The organism is Niveibacterium microcysteis, from assembly GCF_017161445.1.
GTDB lineage: Bacteria > Pseudomonadota > Gammaproteobacteria > Burkholderiales > Rhodocyclaceae > Niveibacterium > Niveibacterium microcysteis.
In genome coordinates this window covers 3,273,713-3,292,157 of sequence record NZ_CP071060.1, presented here as the reverse complement: position 1 = coordinate 3,292,157, position 18,445 = coordinate 3,273,713, and the positions used below count along the sequence as shown (strand labels likewise).

The following is an 18,445-nucleotide window of genomic DNA, read 5'->3' as shown; positions in this document are numbered from 1 at the left end:
ATGCAGCACATCAGAAACTTCTCGATCATCGCCCACATCGACCATGGCAAGTCGACCCTTGCCGACCGGCTCATCCAGCGCTGCGGGGGCCTCTCCGATCGCGAGATGGAGGCGCAGGTACTAGATTCGATGGATATCGAGCGTGAGCGCGGCATCACGATCAAGGCACAGACTGCGGCGCTGAGTTACCGCGCGCAGGACGGCCAAGTCTATAACCTGAACCTGATCGACACCCCGGGGCATGTGGACTTCTCGTACGAAGTCAGCCGCTCGCTGGCGGCCTGCGAGGGGGCGCTGCTGGTCGTTGATGCGTCTCAGGGCGTTGAGGCGCAGACCGTTGCGAACTGCTACACCGCGATTGAGCAGGGTGTTGAAGTCGTGCCGGTTCTGAACAAGATGGATCTGCCTTCCGCGGACCCGGACACCGCGCGCCAAGAGGTCGAGGACGTGATCGGCATCGACGCGACCGAGGCGATTCCGTGCTCGGCCAAGACCGGCATGGGCATCGACGAGATTCTTGAGGCGATCATTGCCAAGGTGCCCGCGCCGCGCGGGAAGGCTGATGCGCCGCTCAAGGCACTCATCATCGACTCGTGGTTCGATAACTACGTTGGTGTCGTGATGTTGGTGCGGGTTGTCGATGGGGTGCTGCGTCCGAAGGACAAGATCCTCTTCATGAGCACCGGCGCGCAGCATCTGTGCGAGCAGGTCGGTGTGTTCACGCCGAAGTCGATTTCTCGGGATCAGTTGTCGGCCGGAGAGGTCGGCTTCGTTATCGCGGGCATCAAGGAACTGACTTCCGCAAAGGTGGGCGACACCATCACGGTCGCGAACAAACCGGCGAGCGAAGCGCTGGCCGGCTTCAAGGAGATCAAGCCGCAGGTGTTCGCCGGGCTTTATCCGGTTGAAGCCAGCGAGTATGACCAACTGCGCGAATCGCTGGAAAAGCTGAAGCTCAACGACGCATCGCTTCAGTACGAACCGGAAGTGTCGCAGGCGCTGGGTTTTGGTTTCCGCTGCGGATTCCTTGGCTTGTTGCACATGGAGATCGTCCAGGAACGCCTCGAGCGCGAATTCGACATGGACCTGATTACCACGGCGCCGACCGTGGTTTACGAGGTCGTGCTTAACAGTGGTGAAGTTATCAAGGTCGAGAACCCGTCAAAGCTACCTGAGATCTCGAAGATCGAAGAAATCCGTGAGCCGATCATCACGGCAACGATCTTCGTGCCGCAGGATTACCTTGGGCCCGTGATCACACTGTGCAACCAGAAGCGCGGTAACCAGGTCGATATGCACTACCACGGCCGTCAGGTGAAGTTGATTTACGACATGCCGATGGCTGAAGTGGTGATGGACTTTTTCGACAAGCTGAAGTCCGTCTCGCGGGGCTATGCGTCGCTCGATTATGACTTCAAGGAGTACCGAACCGCTGACGTGGTGAAGCTCGATATCCTGGTCTCAAGCGAAAAGGTCGATGCATTGTCGGTCATCGTGCACCGCGCTAATTCGCAGTACCGTGGTCGTGAACTGGCCGCCAAGCTGCGCGAGCTGATTCCGCGCCAGATGTTCGATGTCGCGGTGCAGGCGGCAATCGGATCGCACATCATCGCTCGCGAAACGATCAAGGCGCTTCGCAAGAACGTGCTGGCCAAGTGCTACGGCGGCGATATCACGCGAAAGAAGAAGCTCCTCGAGAAGCAAAAAGAGGGCAAGCGCCGCATGAAACAGGTCGGTAACGTTGAGATTCCGCAGGAGGCGTTCCTCGCCGTGCTGCGCGTCGAAGACAACAAATAACCCCCGAAGAGTCAGGAGAGGTCGTGGATTTTGCGTTGATTCTGTTCGTGCTGTCCGTCTTGACCGGCGCCTTGTGGTGCGCGGACCGATTTGTGTTCCGAAAAAAGCGGCCGCAGGGCACGCCGGAGCCGGTCTGGGTTGAGTGGGGCGCCGGCTTCTTTCCGATCCTCCTTGCGATCTTTCTGCTGCGTTCGTTTCTCGTTGAGCCCTTCCGTATTCCGTCTGGCTCGATGATTCCGACGCTGCTGGTTGGGGACTTCATCCTTGTCAACAAATTCGCCTATGGTATTCGCCTGCCGGTGATCGACAAGAAGATCATCGACTCGGGTTCGCCGAAGCGCGGCGACGTGGTTGTTTTCCGGTACCCGCAGAATCCTTCGCAGGACTACATCAAACGGGTAATCGGCCTCCCCGGTGACAAGGTCGAATACATCAACAAACGCTTGCGCGTTAATGGCGAAGAAATCGCCGTCAAGCAAATCGAGGACTACCTGCATACCGACCGTCTGCAGTATTCACATCGCTATGTGGAAAAGATCGGTAGCGTCGAACACCAGATGCTCAACGACGCGGATGCGCCACCGTTCGTGAGTCAAACCCTGCCTTATCCGGGGCGTGAGAACTGTGTCTATACTGTTGAAGGCCTGCGATGCACCGTGCCGGCTGGGCACTACTTCATGATGGGCGACAACCGCGACCAGAGTTCCGACTCTCGGGTGTGGGGTTTCGTGCCGGACGCAAATCTGCGGGGCAAGGCTTTCTTCATCTGGTTCCATTTCGGCGATCTCTCCCGAATCGGATCCTTTCACTAATCGTCGGGAGCGATTGATGCGAAATCGTCAGCAAGGGATCTCCTTGATCGGCGCGCTAATTTCGGCGGCGTTGATTCTTGGAGCGCTAATACTTGGGATGCGAATTGTTCCCGTGTATACAGAGTACTTTGCCGTTAAAAAGGCCCTTTCTGGATTGGCGTCTAGCGCAGAGGCGACGAGCCCCGAAACGATCCGAATTCTGTTTGATCGTAGGTCCGGCGCTGAGGACATTAATTCGGTGCGTAAAGAGGACTTGGTCATCAGCAAGGAAAATGGTCGTTGGGTCATATCGGCCGACTGGCAGCGAACGATTCCTGTCGTTGCAAATGTTTCGCTGCTCTTTCAGTTTTCGGCGTCAAGCACCACAAATGCTGCTGCCAGCCAATAGCCCATGAGCCGTGCCGGGTTTCAGGAGGCGCTTGGGTATCATTTCTCGAGCCCAGCGCTGCTTGCCCAAGCGTTGACGCACCGAAGCTTTGGGACGCCCCACAACGAGCGACTTGAGTTCATCGGTGACTCGGTTCTGAATTGTGTCGTTGCGCGCGCGCTGTTCGATCGCTTCCCGGAGCTTGATGAAGGCACCTTGTCCCGCTTGCGGGCTGGGCTGGTCAAACAGGATGCGCTTCACGCTCACGCCCTGAGCTTGTCGCTCGGAGACCTCTTGCGCTTGGGTGAAGGCGAGCTGCGCAGTGGTGGGCATCGGCGTCCATCGATCCTCGCAGACGCGCTCGAGGCCGTGTTTGGCGCAATCTTTCTTGATGCCGGATTTGACGCGGCGAGCGGTGTTATTGATCGCTTGTATGCTGAATCGATCGCTGCGATCGACCCGCGTACTGCCGGCAAGGACCCGAAGACTGCGCTGCAGGAGTGGCTGCAGGCACGCCGTCACCCGTTGCCGAACTACGAAATGGCGCAAGTGCGCGGAGAAGCGCATGCGCAGGAATTTGAAGTGTCATGCCGGATCCCGGCCCTGATGCTAGAAACAAAGGGCCGTGGCGCGAGTCGTCGCGCGGCGGAACAGCAGGCTGCGCGCGCAGCGCTGGATCGGATCGAGAAACTATGACAGAGCTTCAGGCGCCGGACGCAAACGGATTCCGTACGGGTTTTCTCGCGATTGTTGGTCGGCCGAACGTTGGCAAGTCGACGCTGCTGAACCATTTGATCGGCCAGAAGATCAGCATTACCTCACGCAAGGCGCAGACGACGCGGCATCGGGTAAATGGTGTGCTGACCAACGATACACACCAGTTTGTGTTTGTCGATACGCCGGGCTTTCAGAAACAGCATTCGAACGCCCTCAATCGCGCGATGAACCGCAGCGTTACGCAAGCGCTTGGTGATGTGGACGTTGTGCTCTTCGTTATCGAAGCCGGGAAGCTGACTGCGGCTGATCGCGCAGTCATGGAACTGCTTCCGTCGCAGATTCCCGTGGTACTGGTCATCAATAAGGTGGACCGGATTGCGGATAAACGTCAGTTGCTCCCATTCATCGCAACCGTCGCGGCAGAGCGAGAATTTGCCGCGGTCGTCCCTTTGTCCGCTGAAACTGGTGCGAACGCAGACGAGCTGTTGAAGGCATGTGGGCCACTGCTCCCAGAGCAGCCGGCGATTTTCGATGCAGACGACATCACCGATCGAAGCGAACGCTTTCTTGCTGCTGAGTTCATTCGGGAGAAGCTCTTCCGCCTGCTTGGCGAAGAGCTGCCTTATGGCTTGGCGGTCGAAATCGAAAAGTTCGAGATCGACGGGCCGGTGCGTCGCATCTTTGCAGCCATCATCGTCGATCGGCCGAGCCACAAGGCCATGGTCATTGGACGCGGTGGTGAAAAGCTCAAACGCGTGTCGTCCGAGGCGCGTGTCGATTTGGAGAAACTGTTCGGCGGCCCCGTCTACCTTGAGGTGTGGGTGAAGGTCAAAGGCGGTTGGGCGGATGATGAGCGTGCGCTCAAGAGTCTCGGTATCGAATAACACTTCGCACCGATGGACTGACTGCGCCTGATGAGTAGCAAACGCGTCGAGCAGCAGTCGGCCTTCGTTCTGCACACCCGTCCGTGGCGAGAAACCAGCTACGTTGTTGACATGTTCTGCCGTGAACATGGCCGTGTGGCCATGGTCGCCAAGGGCGCGCGGCGTCCGCGTGCTGCGCTGCGTGGCGTCCTGCTCGCCTTTCAGCCGCTGGAGATCGGCTGGAGCGGCGCCGGGGAACTCAAAACGCTGGTCGCTGCGGAATGGCAAGGCGGCCAGCCGATGCTCGCCGGCAGCACGCTCATGTGTGGTTACTACGCCAACGAGTTATTGGTGCGCCTGCTGCCGCGCGAAGATGCGCATCCGCGTCTCTTCGATGCCTACGCGAGCCTGCTGCGGCGCCTCTCGGCGAATGCGCCGCAGGACGTCGCGCTGCGGACTTTCGAGCTGGTGCTCCTGCAGGAACTCGGCTATGCCCCCACCTTCGATACGGACGAGCATGGCGACGCCGTCCGGCCCGAGTGCGACTACCTCTTTATAATCGAGCGTGGACCGGTACTGGCGACCGACCCGGAGCAAAATGAGGCGACCCTCTCGGGGCGCGTACTGTTGGATCTCGCCCGCGAAGACTTGTCGAACCCCGAGACTCTTGCTCAGGCAAAGAACCTGATGCGGCGGCTCATTGCTCACCTTGTCGGCGCACGTGCGCTGGAATCGCGGCGAATTTTCATGGAGTTGCAGGAACTGTGATCGAACTCGGCGTCAACATTGACCATATCGCCACCCTGCGCCAAGCGCGCCGGACCTATGAACCGGACCCGGTATGGGGGGCGGTGGAAGCTCACCTGGGCGGCGCTGACGGAATTACGGTGCATTTGCGCGAAGACCGTCGTCACATTCAGGACGAGGACGTACGCCGTTTGCGCGAACTGACTCACATCAAGCTGAATCTTGAGATGGCCGCGACCGACGAAATGGTCGCAATCGCCTGCCGGCTCAAGCCCGAGATGGCTATGTTGGTTCCGGAGGGGCGCCAAGAGGTGACCACCGAGGGTGGCCTCGACATCGTCGCCAACGAGGCGCGTATTCGCGAGTGCATTGCGCGACTCGCCGACGCCGGGATCCAGTCCAGCGTTTTCATCGACGCTGAGCTGGCGCAGGTGGAAGCCGCCGCGCGAGTTGGCGCGCGGGTGTGCGAGATCCACACAGGCCCTTACGCGGAGGCCTTCCACAAAAAGGGCCGCGATGCGCGCAGTCCGGCCGTATTGGCTGAGATCGAGAAGATTCGTGCCGCGGGCGCCGCCATCATCGGTCATGGGATGCGCTTCAATGCCGGCCATGCGCTGAACTATTTCAATGTCCAGCCCGTCGCCGCACTGCCCGGGATTCGTGAATTACACATCGGCCACGCAATCGTGAGCCGTGCGGTATTCGTTGGCTTGCGCGAGGCGGTCGGCGAGATGAAGCGTCTGATGCGCGAATCTGCCGCGTCACCCCATCTGTACGGCTGAGTAGCCCGCACCATGATCGCTGGTATCGGCACCGACATCGTGTCGATCGCGCGGGTTCGAGCCTCGCTCGATCGACACGGCGAGGCGTTTGCCGAGCGCATCCTCGCGCCGCAAGAGCTGCTGGAGTTTCGTTCGGTACGAGACGGTGCTCGCTTTCTCGCCAAGCGTTTTGCTGCGAAGGAGGCTTTCGCCAAAGCCTTCGGCACCGGCTTGCGAGCACCTGCCACCCTGCATGCGATCGCAGTCGCCCATGACGAACTCGGCAAGCCGGTTTATGTCTTTGATGCGGCGCTCGAGGGGGCGATGCACGCGCGAGCATGGGCGGCGCATCTTTCTATCAGTGACGAGAAGGACAACGTCGTCGCATTTGCGCTGATCGAGCGCGATGCTTGACTGTGGCTGTGGGGCCAATCCCGCCCGGATGAAGTCCAAGCTTTAGGAAGCGCGCAATGAGTCCGCTGCAAATACCTCTCGGCCCGGTGATGTGCGATGTCGCCGCGTATTCGCTGACCGACGCTGAGCGCGAACGCCTCAAGCATCCGCTCGTCGGTGGTGTGATCCTCTTCGCGCGCAACTTCGAGTCGCCCGAGCAACTCACGGCGTTGACCCAGGAAATCCACGCGCTGCGCTCTCCGGCCTTGATCATCGCGGTCGATCACGAGGGTGGTCGTGTCCAGCGCTTCCGGAGTGGCTTTACCCGCTTGCCCCCGATGCGCGCACTGGGCGCGGCCTGGACGCTCGATCACGTGCGTGGCCTAGAGCTCGCGCGCCATACCGGCTACGTGCTGGCCGCGGAGTTGCGTGCCCACGGCGTCGATCTGAGTTTTACACCCGTGCTCGACCTTGACTACGGCCGCAGCGCGGTGGTCGGCGATCGCGCATTCTCAGGCGATCCGGCTGTTGCCGCGTCGCTCGCGCAGGCCCTTGTCGCCGGCTTGCGCGAGGCCGGCATGGGGGCGGTCGGCAAGCACTTCCCCGGCCACGGCTGGGCCGAAGCGGACTCGCATGTCGCGATGCCTCGCGACGAACGCAGCTTCGATGCCATCTGGGAGCAGGACATCGCGCCCTACCGTCATCGCCTGGGCCGCCAATTGGCCGGCGTGATGCCAGCCCACGTGGTGTATGAACAGGTCGACCCGGAGCCGGCTGGGTTCTCGCGCTACTGGCTGCAGACCATCTTGCGCGAGCGGCTCGGATTCGATGGCGTGATTTTTTCGGACGATCTGACGATGGAAGGGGCGACCCTGGCCGGCGATATTGTTGCTCGCGCATCCGCCGCACACGCGGCGGGCTGCGACATGGTCCTCGTCTGCAATCGGCCAGATCTGGCGAACGATTTGCTCGCCAAGTGGCAACCGCAGGTGTCCGCGCGCAGTGCGGCGCGCATCGATGCCTTGCGGCCCGCGACGGCGATCGATCCGTTCGCACTGGCGGTCGAGGCCCGCTATGTCGATGCGCAGCGCGCGGTCAGTGACCTCGTCGCAAGTCTGACGTGAGTTTCGACGCACGCGAATTTCTGCGGACGCTGCCTGACGCGCCCGGCGTCTACCGCATGATTGGTGCGGACGAGGAGGTGCTCTACGTCGGCAAGGCGAAGAACCTCAAGCGGCGTGTATCGAGTTACTTCCAGAAGAACCACACCAGTCCGCGTATCGCGCTGATGGTGACGCGGATCGAGCGCGTCGATACAACGGTCGTGCGCTCCGAGACCGAGGCGCTGATCCTCGAAAACAATCTCATCAAATCGCTCAAGCCGCGCTACAACATCCTGTTCCGCGACGACAAGAGCTATCCCTACATCATGCTCAGCGGCGATGCCTTCCCCCGCATCGCCTACTACCGTGGTGCCTTTGCAAAGGGCTCCCGTTACTTTGGGCCGTTCCCCAGTTCCTGGGCGGCGCGCGAGAGTGTCGCGCTGATCCAGCGCATGTTCCGTCTGCGCACCTGCGAAGAGAGCGTGTTCGCCAATCGCTCCCGTCCGTGCCTGCTGCACCAGATCAAGCGCTGCACCGCGCCGTGCGTCGATCTGGTTTCACCGGAAGACTATGCGCGTGATGTACGCATGGCGACGCTGTTCCTCGAAGGGCGTCACGGCGAAATCGTCGATCAGCTTGGTGTGCAGATGCAGCAGGCGGCTGAGCGTTTCGCCTACGAGGAGGCGGCGTTCTTTCGCGACCAGATCCGCGCCTTGCAGACGGTGTTGCACAAACAGTTTGTCGACTCGGGGCGCGACGAGGACGTCGATATCGTGGTGGCTGTCGAGGTGGCCGGCGTAGTCTGTGTGAACCTCGCGATGGTACGGGGCGGCCGCCATCTCGGTGATCGACCGCAGTTCCCGCTCGCCGGGGAGGGGCTCGGCGCAGCCGATGCCCTGCTGGCTTTCATTGAGCAGCACTACCAGGAACACCCCGCGCCGACGCGTCTAGTTCTCGTCGGCGCACCGCTGGACGAGGCTCGCCATCTGATCGACGAGACGCTGGATCTGCGGATGGGCGTTGTCGCACCACGCTTTGAGGCCGAGAAGGCGTGGGCCGACATGGCGGATCAGAATGCGCGTCTGGCGATCGAGGTGCGGCTGCGGGAGTCCGGCCGTGTGACGGACCAGTTGGAAGCGCTACGTACGGCGCTCGATTTGCAGGACCCTCCACAGCGTATCGAGTGCTTCGACATCAGCCACACCATGGGTGAAGCAACTGTCGCATCGTGTGTCGTGTGGGAAGGCGGCGGCATGAAGAAGTCCGAGTACCGTCGCTTCAATATCAGCGGTATTGAACCGGGTGACGACTACGGTGCGATGCGACAGGCACTCACGCGACGCTATGGCAAGGTTGCCGCGGGTGAGGGCGTTCGTCCGGATCTGATCCTGATCGACGGTGGCAAGGGCCAGGTTGGCGTGGCGCACGAGGTGCTCGTCGAGCTCGGACTTGAGTCGATTGCCATGCTCGGTGTGGCCAAGGGCGAGGCACGCAAAGCTGGCCTTGAGCAACTCGTCTTTGCCGATGGGCGAGAACCGCTGGTACTTGGCGGTGAACATGCAGGCCTGCATTTGATCCAGACCGTCCGTGATGAGGCGCACCGTTTTGCGATCACGGGCATGCGTGCCCGCCGAGCCAAGACCCGGATCGGATCGCGACTGGACGATATCCCCGGAATCGGGCCGACTCGCCGCAAGAAGCTGATCGAAACCTTCGGCGGTCTTGCTGGCGTCAAGAACGCAACGGTCGAAGATTTGTGCCGCGTGGCGGGCGTGAATCGAAAACTCGCTGAAGCGATCTACAATGCGCTACGCGACTGATATCGAGCCGCTACACGATCCTTATCCATGCAGCCAAATATCCCAAACACTCTTACTTGGGCACGAATTGTCCTGATTCCGTTGTTTGTCGGCGTCTTCTACCTGCCCGCGAGCTGGCTGGGGCTGGCTGACAAGAATCTCTGGGCCTGTGTCATGTTCGTACTGGCGGCCGTGACCGATTGGTTCGACGGCTACCTGGCGCGCAAGTTGGGCCAGACCTCCGCATTTGGCGCGTTTCTGGATCCGGTGGCCGACAAACTGATGGTGGGCGCCGCCTTGGTAATGCTGGTCGAGCTTGGGCGCGTTGATGCGCTGATCGCCTTCGTCATCATCGGTCGCGAGATTACGATCTCGGCGCTGCGTGAGTGGATGGCGCAGGTGGGGGCGTCGCGCAGTGTCGCTGTGTCCTTCATCGGCAAGCTCAAAACCACCGCCCAGATGATTGCGATCCCGGTCTTGTTGTACGACGGCACGCTGCTCGGTTTTCATGTGCGCCAAACCGGCACGGTACTGATCTGGGTTGCGGCGGTTCTAACCCTGTGGTCAATGGGCTACTACCTCAAGCGCGCTGCTGTCGCGTTATCGGAAGTTGAAAAGAGTTGACGCTGAGAGATTTCAGGCTATAATGCATCTCTCTGCGACGCGGGAGTAGCTCAGTTGGTAGAGCGCAACCTTGCCAAGGTTGAGGTCGCGAGTTCGAGACTCGTCTCCCGCTCCAGCCCAATTCAGGGGGAAAGCCTGGTGCTTTCCCCTTTTAGTTGAGCTGCGGGTCGTCAGGTTGATCCGCACACGGCGCGGTAGCAAAGCGGTTATGCACCGGATTGCAAATCCGTGTAGGTCGGTTCGACTCCGGCCCGCGCCTCCAGAAAATTTGCGGGAGTAGCTCAGTTGGTAGAGCGCAACCTTGCCAAGGTTGAGGTCGCGAGTTCGAGACTCGTCTCCCGCTCCAGTAGTAAGAAAAGGGAAGGCTTGATGCCTTCCCTTTTTGTTTTTACGCCTTCGGTTCGCTACGGTTAGGTCGTACCCGGCGCAGGGCTCCGGTAGAATCCCGCAGGTCAAGCGCAGAGCGGTTCTGGAGGGTGTGATGGTTCGCCGTCGAATGCAGTTTCTTGTTGCAATTATCGTCGCCGCGTTCGCTTCATCGTCTGCGCACGCATTCAACATGCAGTTTGCAAGCGATACACCGATCGCGAATTTCAGCAGTGAGGATCGTGCCAAGCACGAAGCCATGCTGACCGAGTTGCTTGAAAGCACGCCCGACGGCAAATCGGTGAGCTGGGCGACCGAATCGACCCGTTCAGGCGGGCAGGGGGTGGCGCTTCGGACGCTCAAGCGCCAAGGCAAAACCTGTCGCGATATACAGATCAAGACCTACTACCGCGCGCTGAAGGCGACAAACGGCCTGCGCGCATGTCGTGGAGAGGACGGAAAGTGGTCGCTGGAAAACTGATCGTTGCTGCGCTGCTTTGCGCGGCCGCCGTGGCCGCGCAAGCGGCGGATGTGAAGCTGCCGCAGACGCGGGAGGACTTCCGCAAGCTTGATGCGGCGGCAGCGCCTGCCGATTCGACGCGTCGTGGTGTGGTTCAGCGTGTAACCCCGGTCAAGACGACGAGCAAGGCGGCATCGCCCATGGATAACCAGGCGAACCGCACCAGCGCCGACATCATGTCGGATCGCCCCTTGGTTGTGGCCCCGCAGGTCGGCAAGGGGAACAAGGATGCAACGACCGCTGATACCACCAAGACCGAGTACCAGGTGGTGGTGCGTTGGGAGGATGGAACGGTTGGTGTCGTCCGAGTGGAGCGGGATCCCGGCGTCAAGAAGGGCGACGCAGTGGGTGTGATCGACGGCAAGCTGGTTCGCCTGGCGCGCTGACCGACACTAGGTCGAAATAGAAAACGCCGCGAATGCGGCGTTTTTCTTGTGCTTAGCGCGCTGCGCCGTGCTCGGGCAGCACGATGTTTACCTTGAGCGCTTCGTAGTTGTCCTGCTTCTCAAGCTGGACGGAAATATCGTTCGGATTCACCGTCACGTATTTCGAGATCACCGCGATCAAGTCTTTTTGCAGGTCTGGCAGGAAGTCCGGGCTCGAGGCGCTTTCATCCGAGCGCTGACGGGCGATGACGACCGTCAGGCGCTCGCGCGCGATGTCAGCGGGCCGGGGTTTCTTCTGAACGAAGAGGTCGGACAGCCACGACATCTCAGGCACCTCCGAAGAAACGCTTGAGCAGGCCCGGCTTCTCGTAGGCCACGAAGCGCAGTTCGCGTTGCTCGCCGAGGAAGCGTGCGACGACGTCCTGGTAGGCCTCGGCGACATCGGTGTTTTTCATGTGGATCGATGGGATGCCCTGGTTCGATGCCTGCAGCACGACCTCCGACTCAGGGATCACGCCTAGCAGCGGCACGCGCAGAAGTTCCTGCACGTCCTTGTAGGAGAGCATTTCACCTTCTTCCACGCGCTTGGGCGAGTAGCGGGTGACGATCAGATGTTCCTTGACCGGCTCGCGACCCTCTTTTGCGCGACGGCTCTTGCTCTGCAGGATGCCGAGGATGCGATCGGAGTCGCGGATCGATGAAACTTCCGGGTTGGTGACGACCAAGGCTTCGTCAGCAAACGTCAGCGACATCACTGCGCCATGCTCAATACCGGCCGGCGAATCGCAAACCGCATAGTCGAAGCCGAGGTGCTCAAGATCCTTCAGCACCTTTTCGACGCCTTCCTCAGTCAGCGCATCCTTGTCGCGAGTCTGCGAAGCCGGCAGAACGTAGAGGTTCTCGCAGTGCTTGTCCTTGATGAGCGCCTGATTCAGGTTTGCTTCGCCGTTGACCACATTGATCAGGTCGTACACCACGCGGCGTTCGCAGCCCATGATCAGATCGAGGTTGCGCAGGCCGACGTCGAAGTCGATCACGGCGGTCTTGAAGCCGCGCAGCGCCAGGCCGGAGGACACCGAGGCCGAGGTGGTGGTCTTGCCAACCCCACCTTTGCCAGAAGTCACCACGATGATTTTCACGATCTCCCCTTCAATTCAACGTCATTCATTTTTCTGGATGGTAATGCGGCGCGCTGCTCAGCTCAGCTGCAACGGGTCGAGACGCAACTGCGCCTTGTCGCCCTCGCCGGTCAATGTGATCAGTGCGGCACGGCCAGCAACCTCTTCGGGCAGGCCGCGCTCGAATGTGCGGAACACCCCGGCGATCGAGACGAGCTCGGCGCCTAGCGAAGTCGTGAAGATGCGCGCTTGATGGTCGCCCTGCGCGCCAGCTATCGCACGCCCCCGTAGTGGGCCGTAACAGTGGATGTTGCCGTCGGCAATGACCTCCGCACCGTTGCTCACGCCACCAATCACCACAAGATCAGCGCCGCGCGCATAGATCTGCTGGCCAGAGCGCAACGGACGGTCAATCACCATTGTGCGTCCGGCCGACACCGTGGGCGATTCGGCCTTTGGCGGTGCGGCGGGGGCAGGTGCTTCGGGTGGGGCTGCATCGAGCGCGCTGACCCGGCTGGCGGCGGATGAGGGTTTGCCGGCATCGGGTGGCAGCACTGCCAACCCGGCCTTGCGGGCGCCATCTGCATGCTGCTCCGGCGCGCCGCGAACCGCCACCGGCTGAAGGCCGTAACGCCGCAGCAGACTTGCCACGCCGGCCCAGTCCATGCGCTCGGGCAAGGATGTGCCGGAAACATCGATGACGGTCGGCTCGCCGGCGAAGAATTCGCCCATGCCGCCCAGCATCGCGTGCATGGCATCGGCAAGCTTCATCACGTTGGGATCCCGCACCACGGCCGTCATGGCCTGGAGTGTTCCGCCCTTGAATTCAATCGTTTTGCCGTTGCTGCGATTGGCCTGCATGCCTGTCATGTACCGGTAATTTTGCGCAAAGTTTACCATCGCCCCCGGCCTGCGCCGGCGGAAATGCTGCTGTCTGTTGAATCTGTCAGTGCAGGTTCGGCGGCGGGGTGTCGAAGAGCGCCCGCGCCTCGTCTGCGCTGAAGCGGTATTCGTGGTTCGACAGGTCGTCGGAGACCACCACTTCGCCGTGATCCGCGAGCAGGCTCTCGATCTCTTCCCGCCCGAGGGCGCGCAGCGTCGCGCTAATTTTTTCCCGGTCGGGCGGATAGTCATGCCTAACGGGTTTGGGTTCGAACACCCGCAGCGTTTCTTCGTGGAAGAGGCGCTGAAGCAATACCGACGCATCGAGCGACAGCAACTCGCCTGGCGTGACGGTTTGGGCGAGGCCGTGAACGCGGCGCCAGCCATCGGCATCCTTCTCGTCCGCCGCGGGAAGCTTCTGCAGGAACAAGCCTGCCGCGTTATCGCCGTCGGCAGCGAGGAATAGGGCGGCGGGCGCCTGCTCCGACTGCTGCAGATAGTGTTCGAATACCGCCGCGATGGTTTCGCCTTCGAGCGGCACATAGCTTTGGTAGGGCTGTTGCATACCTTCAACATCAAGCGAAAGCAAAAGCCGGCCGTCGCCCAGCAGTTCGCTAATCGAATTGCCGACGATAGGCCCTTCGGACTTTGCGAACCCGCGCAGGTTGAGTGTTTCGGAGCAATCGATCACCAGCAGTGATACCGCGCCGTGGCCGGATAGCTGGAAGGTGATCCGGCCAGGGGTCTTGAGATTGCCGGCAATGATCGCCGTGACCGCGGCCATTTCGCCGAGCAATGAACGAACTGCAGGCGGGTAGTCACGGTTGCGCTGGATTTGGCGCCACACCGGCCCTAATTGAACGAGGGCTCCGCGAACGTCGAGATCCTCGAATAGAAAGCGCTGGATAAGGTCCATCTTCAATCCTTCAGGGCTTGTGCGAACGCGGTTTCATCAAGGCCCACCAGCAGGGTTCGCCCGCCACTGATAACTGGGCGCTTGATCAGGCTTGGCTTTGCAACCATCAAGTCAATTGCCTTTGCTTCGTCGACGTCCTTCTTGTCGGAGGGGTCGAGGCCGCGCCAGGTCAGGCCCTGCGTGTTCAGTAGCTTCTGCCAACCGACCTGATTGGCCCACGCCTGCAGCGTCGCCGCATCGATGCCGGATTTCTTGTAGTCGTGAAAGGCGTAATCGACGTGGTTGGCGGCCAGCCAGTCGAACGCCTTCTTCATGCTGTTGCAGTTCTTGATGCCGTAGATCGTGATCACGTGAGTGCGCGGGGTCGGGAAGAAAATCACGCAATTATCGCTGATCGGGCGTAAACAGTTGCCGTTTCGGCCGTAGTGCATCCATAATGATTCGAGCAGGATTTCCAGGTTCTTGAATTGCGCGTGACCCAGCCGTCCCCAAAACGGTGAATGTTCGTCGGCTTTGCCTCCCTGAATTCCGTGCCAACGGGGCCGCCAGCCCCACAAAATAGTTATTTTTCGATTCGAGGACGCATCGACATGGCAACTGGTATCGTCAAGTGGTTCAATGACTCCAAAGGTTTCGGCTTCATCACCCCCGATGGTGGTGGCGACGACCTCTTTGCCCACTTCTCCGCAATTCAGTCGAAGGGTTTCCGCACCCTGGCTGAAAACCAACGCGTGACTTTCGACATCGTCGAAGGCCCGAAGGGCAAGCAGGCAGCGAACATCCGCCCGACCGAGTAAGTTGTTGCGGACTCGCAAATGAGAAACGCCCGGCTTGCCGGGCGTTTTGCTTTTCTCGGCCGCACACTGCTCGGCGCCCGCTGCGAACGTCGTCGTTCTGAATCTCGTACGGACTATTCAGCGCCGCCGGTTTCGAGTTGATAGCGGGCGTGGGTGTCCTGGGCCAGTTTGCCGACGAGCCAGGGCATCGTTTGCTTCAGCGTGTCGGCCAAGGTCCACGGCGGATTCAGCACGACGAGGCCGCTGCCATGCATGCCCAGCCCGCTCAGCGCGGGTTTATGCACCGACAGCGTGACATGCAGCCAGGACTTGGCGGGCAGTTCCTTGAGCTGCCGTGGCAATTCGTGGCATTCGGGCCGTTGCAGCAGGGGATACCAGACCGCATAGGTGCCGGTGGCGAAGCGTTGCAGGGCGTCCTGCAGCGTGCTGACGACGGTGCGGTAGTCGCTCTTGACCTCGTAGGGCGGATCGATCAGGACCAGGGCACGGCGCGGCGGCGGCGGCAGGAAGGCCTTCAGCCCTTTGAAGCCGTCGGCGCGATCGACGATCAACTGCTTGGCGAGGGGCTCGAAATTCTCGGCCAGCAGGTCCGCGTCGGCGGGATGCAGTTCGAAGAGCCGCATGCGATCCTGCTCGCGCATCAGTTCGGCGGCGAACCATGGGGAGCCTGGGTAGTGCTTGAGCGCACCCGGGCCATTGAAGCGGCGCACCAGATCAATGTAGGCGCCGAGGGCTGGCGGCAGATCGGGTGCGTCGACGATGCGCGCGATGCCACTCTCGAACTCGGCGTTCTGCGCCGCATAGCCACGATCCAGCTCGTAAGCGCCCGCGCCGGCGTGGGTGTCGATGTACCACCAGGCTTTCTCTTTCTGGTTCAGGTAGCGCAGCAATTCGACTTCGACGAAATGCTTGAGCACGTCGGCGTGGTTGCCGGCGTGGAAGGCATGGCGATAACTCAGCATGGGGTGGCTCCGGGCGTGTCGGCCCGTTCATTTTAGGTGACGCAGGCCGGGCGGCGGGAACCGCCCGGCGGGGCTTGGCGTGCGCAGTGCCGATCAGCGCTTCAGCGCCTTGGCAAAGGCGCTTGCGAAGGCGTTGGCGGGCGCGGGTTTGTCGTCGCGCCGTGGTGCGCGTGCCGGCGCGGTGTTACGGCGATCACCACTGTCGGGCTTACGGCCGGCATGGACTTCGTCTGCAAGCCGCATGGTCAGCGCGATGCGCTTGCGTGCAACATCGACCTCCAGCACCTTCACCTTGACGATGTCCCCAGCCTTCACGACTTCCGCGGGGTCCTTGACGAACTTGTTCGACAGCGCGGAGACGTGCACCAGACCGTCCTGATGCACGCCGATGTCCACGAATGCGCCGAAGTTGGTGACGTTGGTCACGACGCCTTCAAGCATCATGCCGGGAACGAGATCCTTCAGATCTTCGACGCCGTCGCGGAAGCTGGCGGTCTTGAACTCCGGGCGTGGGTCGCGGCCCGGCTTGTCGAGTTCCTTCAGGATGTCCTGCACGGTGGGCAGGCCGAAACGCTCGTCGGTGTAGCGCGCCGGCTGAAGCGAGCGGATGAAGCTCGCGTCGCCCATGATCTCGCGCACGTTGCGTTGCACGTCTGCAAGGATGCGCTCGACCACCGGATAGGCTTCCGGGTGTACCGCCGAGGCATCGAGCGGGTTGTCGCCGTTCATCACGCGCAGGAAGCCGGCGCATTGTTCGAAGGTTTTTTCACCGAGTCGCGGCACGGCCTTGAGCGACGCGCGGTTGCGGAAAGCGCCATGCGCGTCTCGGTGGGCGACGATGTTCTGCGCCAACGTGGTGTTGAGGCCGGAGATGCGTGTCAGCAGTGCGGCGGACGCGGTGTTCACATCAACGCCGACCGCGTTCACGCAGTCCTCCACTACCGCGTCGAGCGACTTGGCGAGGCGCGATTGGTTGACGTCGTGCTGGTACTGGCCGACGCCGATCGATTTCGGATCGATCTTGACCAGTTCGGCGAGCGGATCCTGCAGGCGGCGTGCGATCGACACGGCGCCGCGCAAGCTCACGTCGAGCTGCGGGAATTCCTTGGCCGCCAGCTCAGAGGCCGAGTACACCGATGCGCCGGCCTCAGACACGACGATCTTCGTCATGTGCAGTTCCGGCAGTTGCTTGACCAGATCGCCTGCGAGCTTGTCGGTCTCGCGGCTGGCAGTGCCGTTGCCGATCGCGATGAGTTGCACGTTGTGCTTCTTCGCCAGCAAGGCCAGCGTATGCAGCGCGCCATCCCAATCGCGGCGCGGCTCGTGCGGGTAGATCGTGGCGGTGTCGAGCAGCTTGCCGGTGGCGTCGACTACCGCGACCTTCACGCCGGTGCGCAGTCCCGGATCCAGGCCCATCGTGGCGCGCGGGCCGGCCGGTGCTGCGAGAAGCAGGTCCTTCAGGTTCTTTGCGAAGACGCGGATCGCTTCTTCCTCGGCCTTTTCGCGCAGCACGCCCATCAGATCCAGCTCGATATGCAGCGAGAGCTTCACGCTCCAGGCCCAGCGCGCGGTTTCCACCAGCCAGCGGTCGGCCGCGCGGCCTTCGTTGCGGATGCCGGCCGCGCTCATGATGCGCCGCTCGCAGGGGTTGGGCTCGGCGAGGCGGGTGCCGTCCTCGGGGTCGGTATCGAGCACCAGCTTCACGCGCAGGATGTCCTCGTTGCGGCCGCGGAAGAGGGCCAGCGCGCGGTGCGAGGGGATGTCCTTGAGCGGCTCGCGGTAGTCGAAGTAGTCGCGGAACTTCGCGCCGTCGCTCTCCTTGCCTTCGACGACGTTGGAGACGACGACGCCATGCGCCTCGACATACTCGCGCAGATTGCCGACCAGGCCAGCGTCTTCCGAGAAGCGCTCCATCAGGATCTGGCGTGCGCCGTCCAGCACTGCCTTGGTGTCTGCGAAGCCGGCCTCGGCGTTGAAGAAGCGCGCAGCCTCGGTTTCCGGCACCAGCGTCGGGTCGGCGAGCAGAGCGTCGGCCAGGGGTTCGATGCCGGCTTCGCGCGCAATCTGCGCCTTGGTGCGGCGTTTCTGCTTGTATGGCAGGTACAGGTCTTCCAGGCGCTGTTTGGTTTCCGCATGTTCGATCTCGTCGCGCAGCGCAGGCGTCAGCTTGCCTTGTTCGTCGATACTGGCGATGACCGCGGCGCGGCGGTCTTCCAGTTCGCGCAAGTAGCCCAGGCGCTCTTCCAGCGTGCGCAGCTGTGTGTCATCGAGCCCGCCAGTGACTTCCTTACGGTAGCGGGCGATAAAGGGCACGGTGGCGCCGGCGTCGAGCAGTTCTACGGCCGCGACGACTTGGCGCGGATGGGCGCCGAGCTCGGTGGCGAGGCGGGATTCAATAGGCGGAAGCATGGGGATGTGCTGCAGAAAAACGGAAGGCGCGGACTATGGCCGAAAGCGGGGTCGGCTTCAAGCGTGTCGGGATGTATCGCGCGGCGAGGGGCAAAACGGGGCTGCG

At 61.6% G+C, this 18,445-nt stretch carries 21 protein-coding genes and 3 tRNA genes; 17 read left to right on the top strand and 7 right to left on the bottom strand.

The window, feature by feature from the left end:
• The 16 genes from lepA to JY500_RS14815 all read left to right on the top strand — a co-directional run bounded on the left by lepA (window position 1) and on the right by JY500_RS14815 (window position 11,255).
• Entirely contained in the window at window positions 1-1,797 is a 1,797-nt protein-coding gene (lepA, locus tag JY500_RS14890) for a translation elongation factor 4 (protein WP_206253627.1), read from the top strand.
• Window positions 1,798-1,820: 23 nt separating this feature from the next.
• Window positions 1,821-2,609: a signal peptidase I gene (gene lepB, locus JY500_RS14885; protein ID WP_206253625.1), complete on the top strand. Its 789-nt coding sequence runs from the start codon at window positions 1,821-1,823 to the stop codon at window positions 2,607-2,609.
• A 16-nt stretch (window positions 2,610-2,625) separates the two neighbouring features.
• Window positions 2,626-2,997 carry a DUF4845 domain-containing protein gene (locus JY500_RS14880; RefSeq protein WP_206253623.1) on the top strand — a complete coding sequence of 124 codons (372 nt, stop codon included), beginning with the start codon at window positions 2,626-2,628 and terminating at the stop codon, window positions 2,995-2,997.
• A 3-nt stretch (window positions 2,998-3,000) separates the two neighbouring features.
• Complete coding sequence (gene rnc / locus JY500_RS14875) at window positions 3,001-3,672, top strand: ribonuclease III (protein WP_206253622.1); 672 nt, start codon at window positions 3,001-3,003, stop codon at window positions 3,670-3,672.
• Window positions 3,669-4,577 (top strand): GTPase Era, encoded by a 909-nt coding sequence (gene era, locus JY500_RS14870; protein ID WP_172197902.1) that lies wholly within the window; start codon window positions 3,669-3,671, stop codon window positions 4,575-4,577. The genes rnc and era overlap by 4 nt, the downstream gene beginning before the upstream one ends.
• A gap of 30 nt (window positions 4,578-4,607) precedes the next feature.
• Window positions 4,608-5,324 (top strand): DNA repair protein RecO, encoded by a 717-nt coding sequence (gene recO / locus JY500_RS14865; protein WP_206253620.1) that lies wholly within the window; start codon window positions 4,608-4,610, stop codon window positions 5,322-5,324.
• Window positions 5,321-6,085 (top strand): pyridoxine 5'-phosphate synthase, encoded by a 765-nt coding sequence (locus tag JY500_RS14860; RefSeq protein WP_172197908.1) that lies wholly within the window; start codon window positions 5,321-5,323, stop codon window positions 6,083-6,085. Before recO ends, JY500_RS14860 begins: the two co-directional genes overlap by 4 nt.
• Window positions 6,086-6,097: 12 nt before the next feature.
• Window positions 6,098-6,478: a holo-ACP synthase gene (acpS, locus tag JY500_RS14855; RefSeq protein ID WP_206253618.1), complete on the top strand. Its 381-nt coding sequence runs from the start codon at window positions 6,098-6,100 to the stop codon at window positions 6,476-6,478.
• Between the two features lie 56 nt (window positions 6,479-6,534).
• Window positions 6,535-7,581 carry a beta-N-acetylhexosaminidase gene (gene nagZ, locus JY500_RS14850; RefSeq protein WP_246479641.1) on the top strand — a complete coding sequence of 349 codons (1,047 nt, stop codon included), beginning with the start codon at window positions 6,535-6,537 and terminating at the stop codon, window positions 7,579-7,581.
• A 56-nt stretch (window positions 7,582-7,637) separates the two neighbouring features.
• Window positions 7,638-9,380 carry an excinuclease ABC subunit UvrC gene (gene uvrC, locus JY500_RS14845; protein ID WP_218044790.1) on the top strand — a complete coding sequence of 581 codons (1,743 nt, stop codon included), beginning with the start codon at window positions 7,638-7,640 and terminating at the stop codon, window positions 9,378-9,380.
• A gap of 27 nt (window positions 9,381-9,407) precedes the next feature.
• Entirely contained in the window at window positions 9,408-9,983 is a 576-nt protein-coding gene (pgsA, locus tag JY500_RS14840) for a CDP-diacylglycerol--glycerol-3-phosphate 3-phosphatidyltransferase (RefSeq protein ID WP_206253615.1), read from the top strand.
• Between the two features lie 39 nt (window positions 9,984-10,022).
• A tRNA-Gly gene (locus JY500_RS14835) sits at window positions 10,023-10,098 on the top strand.
• Window positions 10,099-10,171: 73 nt separating this feature from the next.
• Window positions 10,172-10,245, top strand: a tRNA-Cys gene (locus JY500_RS14830).
• Window positions 10,246-10,253: 8 nt separating this feature from the next.
• A tRNA-Gly gene (locus tag JY500_RS14825) sits at window positions 10,254-10,329 on the top strand.
• 135 nt (window positions 10,330-10,464) lie between these two features.
• Window positions 10,465-10,830, top strand: coding sequence for a hypothetical protein (locus JY500_RS14820; protein ID WP_206253613.1), 366 nt, complete (start codon window positions 10,465-10,467; stop codon window positions 10,828-10,830).
• Window positions 10,812-11,255 (top strand): hypothetical protein, encoded by a 444-nt coding sequence (locus JY500_RS14815; protein WP_206253611.1) that lies wholly within the window; start codon window positions 10,812-10,814, stop codon window positions 11,253-11,255. Before JY500_RS14820 ends, JY500_RS14815 begins: the two co-directional genes overlap by 19 nt.
• A gap of 52 nt (window positions 11,256-11,307) precedes the next feature.
• Here the strand turns inward: JY500_RS14815 and minE are convergent, their stop codons facing one another.
• From minE to JY500_RS22380, 5 genes are all read right to left on the bottom strand, one after another.
• Window positions 11,308-11,580 (bottom strand): cell division topological specificity factor MinE, encoded by a 273-nt coding sequence (gene minE, locus JY500_RS14810; protein ID WP_172197926.1) that lies wholly within the window; start codon window positions 11,578-11,580, stop codon window positions 11,308-11,310.
• A gap of 1 nt (window position 11,581) precedes the next feature.
• Window positions 11,582-12,394, bottom strand: a complete 813-nt coding sequence (gene minD / locus JY500_RS14805; RefSeq protein ID WP_218044784.1) for a septum site-determining protein MinD — start codon at window positions 12,392-12,394, stop codon at window positions 11,582-11,584.
• 57 nt (window positions 12,395-12,451) lie between these two features.
• Window positions 12,452-13,243: a septum site-determining protein MinC gene (gene minC, locus JY500_RS14800; protein WP_343073297.1), complete on the bottom strand. Its 792-nt coding sequence runs from the start codon at window positions 13,241-13,243 to the stop codon at window positions 12,452-12,454.
• 76 nt (window positions 13,244-13,319) lie between these two features.
• The gene (gene hslO / locus JY500_RS14795) at window positions 13,320-14,171 is read right to left on the bottom strand and encodes an Hsp33 family molecular chaperone HslO (protein WP_172197929.1); all 852 of its coding nucleotides are present in this window, start codon (window positions 14,169-14,171) and stop codon (window positions 13,320-13,322) included.
• A 2-nt stretch (window positions 14,172-14,173) separates the two neighbouring features.
• Window positions 14,174-14,728: an ArsC family reductase gene (locus tag JY500_RS22380; RefSeq protein WP_343073296.1), complete on the bottom strand. Its 555-nt coding sequence runs from the start codon at window positions 14,726-14,728 to the stop codon at window positions 14,174-14,176.
• Between the two features lie 33 nt (window positions 14,729-14,761).
• Between JY500_RS22380 and JY500_RS14785 the strand changes: the two genes are divergently transcribed.
• Window positions 14,762-14,968 carry a cold-shock protein gene (locus tag JY500_RS14785; RefSeq protein ID WP_172197932.1) on the top strand — a complete coding sequence of 69 codons (207 nt, stop codon included), beginning with the start codon at window positions 14,762-14,764 and terminating at the stop codon, window positions 14,966-14,968.
• A 113-nt stretch (window positions 14,969-15,081) separates the two neighbouring features.
• Here the strand turns inward: JY500_RS14785 and JY500_RS14780 are convergent, their stop codons facing one another.
• Both JY500_RS14780 and JY500_RS14775 read right to left on the bottom strand, forming a co-directional pair.
• Window positions 15,082-15,930: a 23S rRNA (adenine(2030)-N(6))-methyltransferase RlmJ gene (locus tag JY500_RS14780; RefSeq protein ID WP_206253609.1), complete on the bottom strand. Its 849-nt coding sequence runs from the start codon at window positions 15,928-15,930 to the stop codon at window positions 15,082-15,084.
• A gap of 93 nt (window positions 15,931-16,023) precedes the next feature.
• A complete protein-coding gene (locus JY500_RS14775) occupies window positions 16,024-18,339 on the bottom strand; it encodes a Tex family protein (protein ID WP_206253607.1) in 2,316 nt (771 codons plus the stop codon).
• Window positions 18,340-18,445 lie beyond the last annotated feature (106 nt).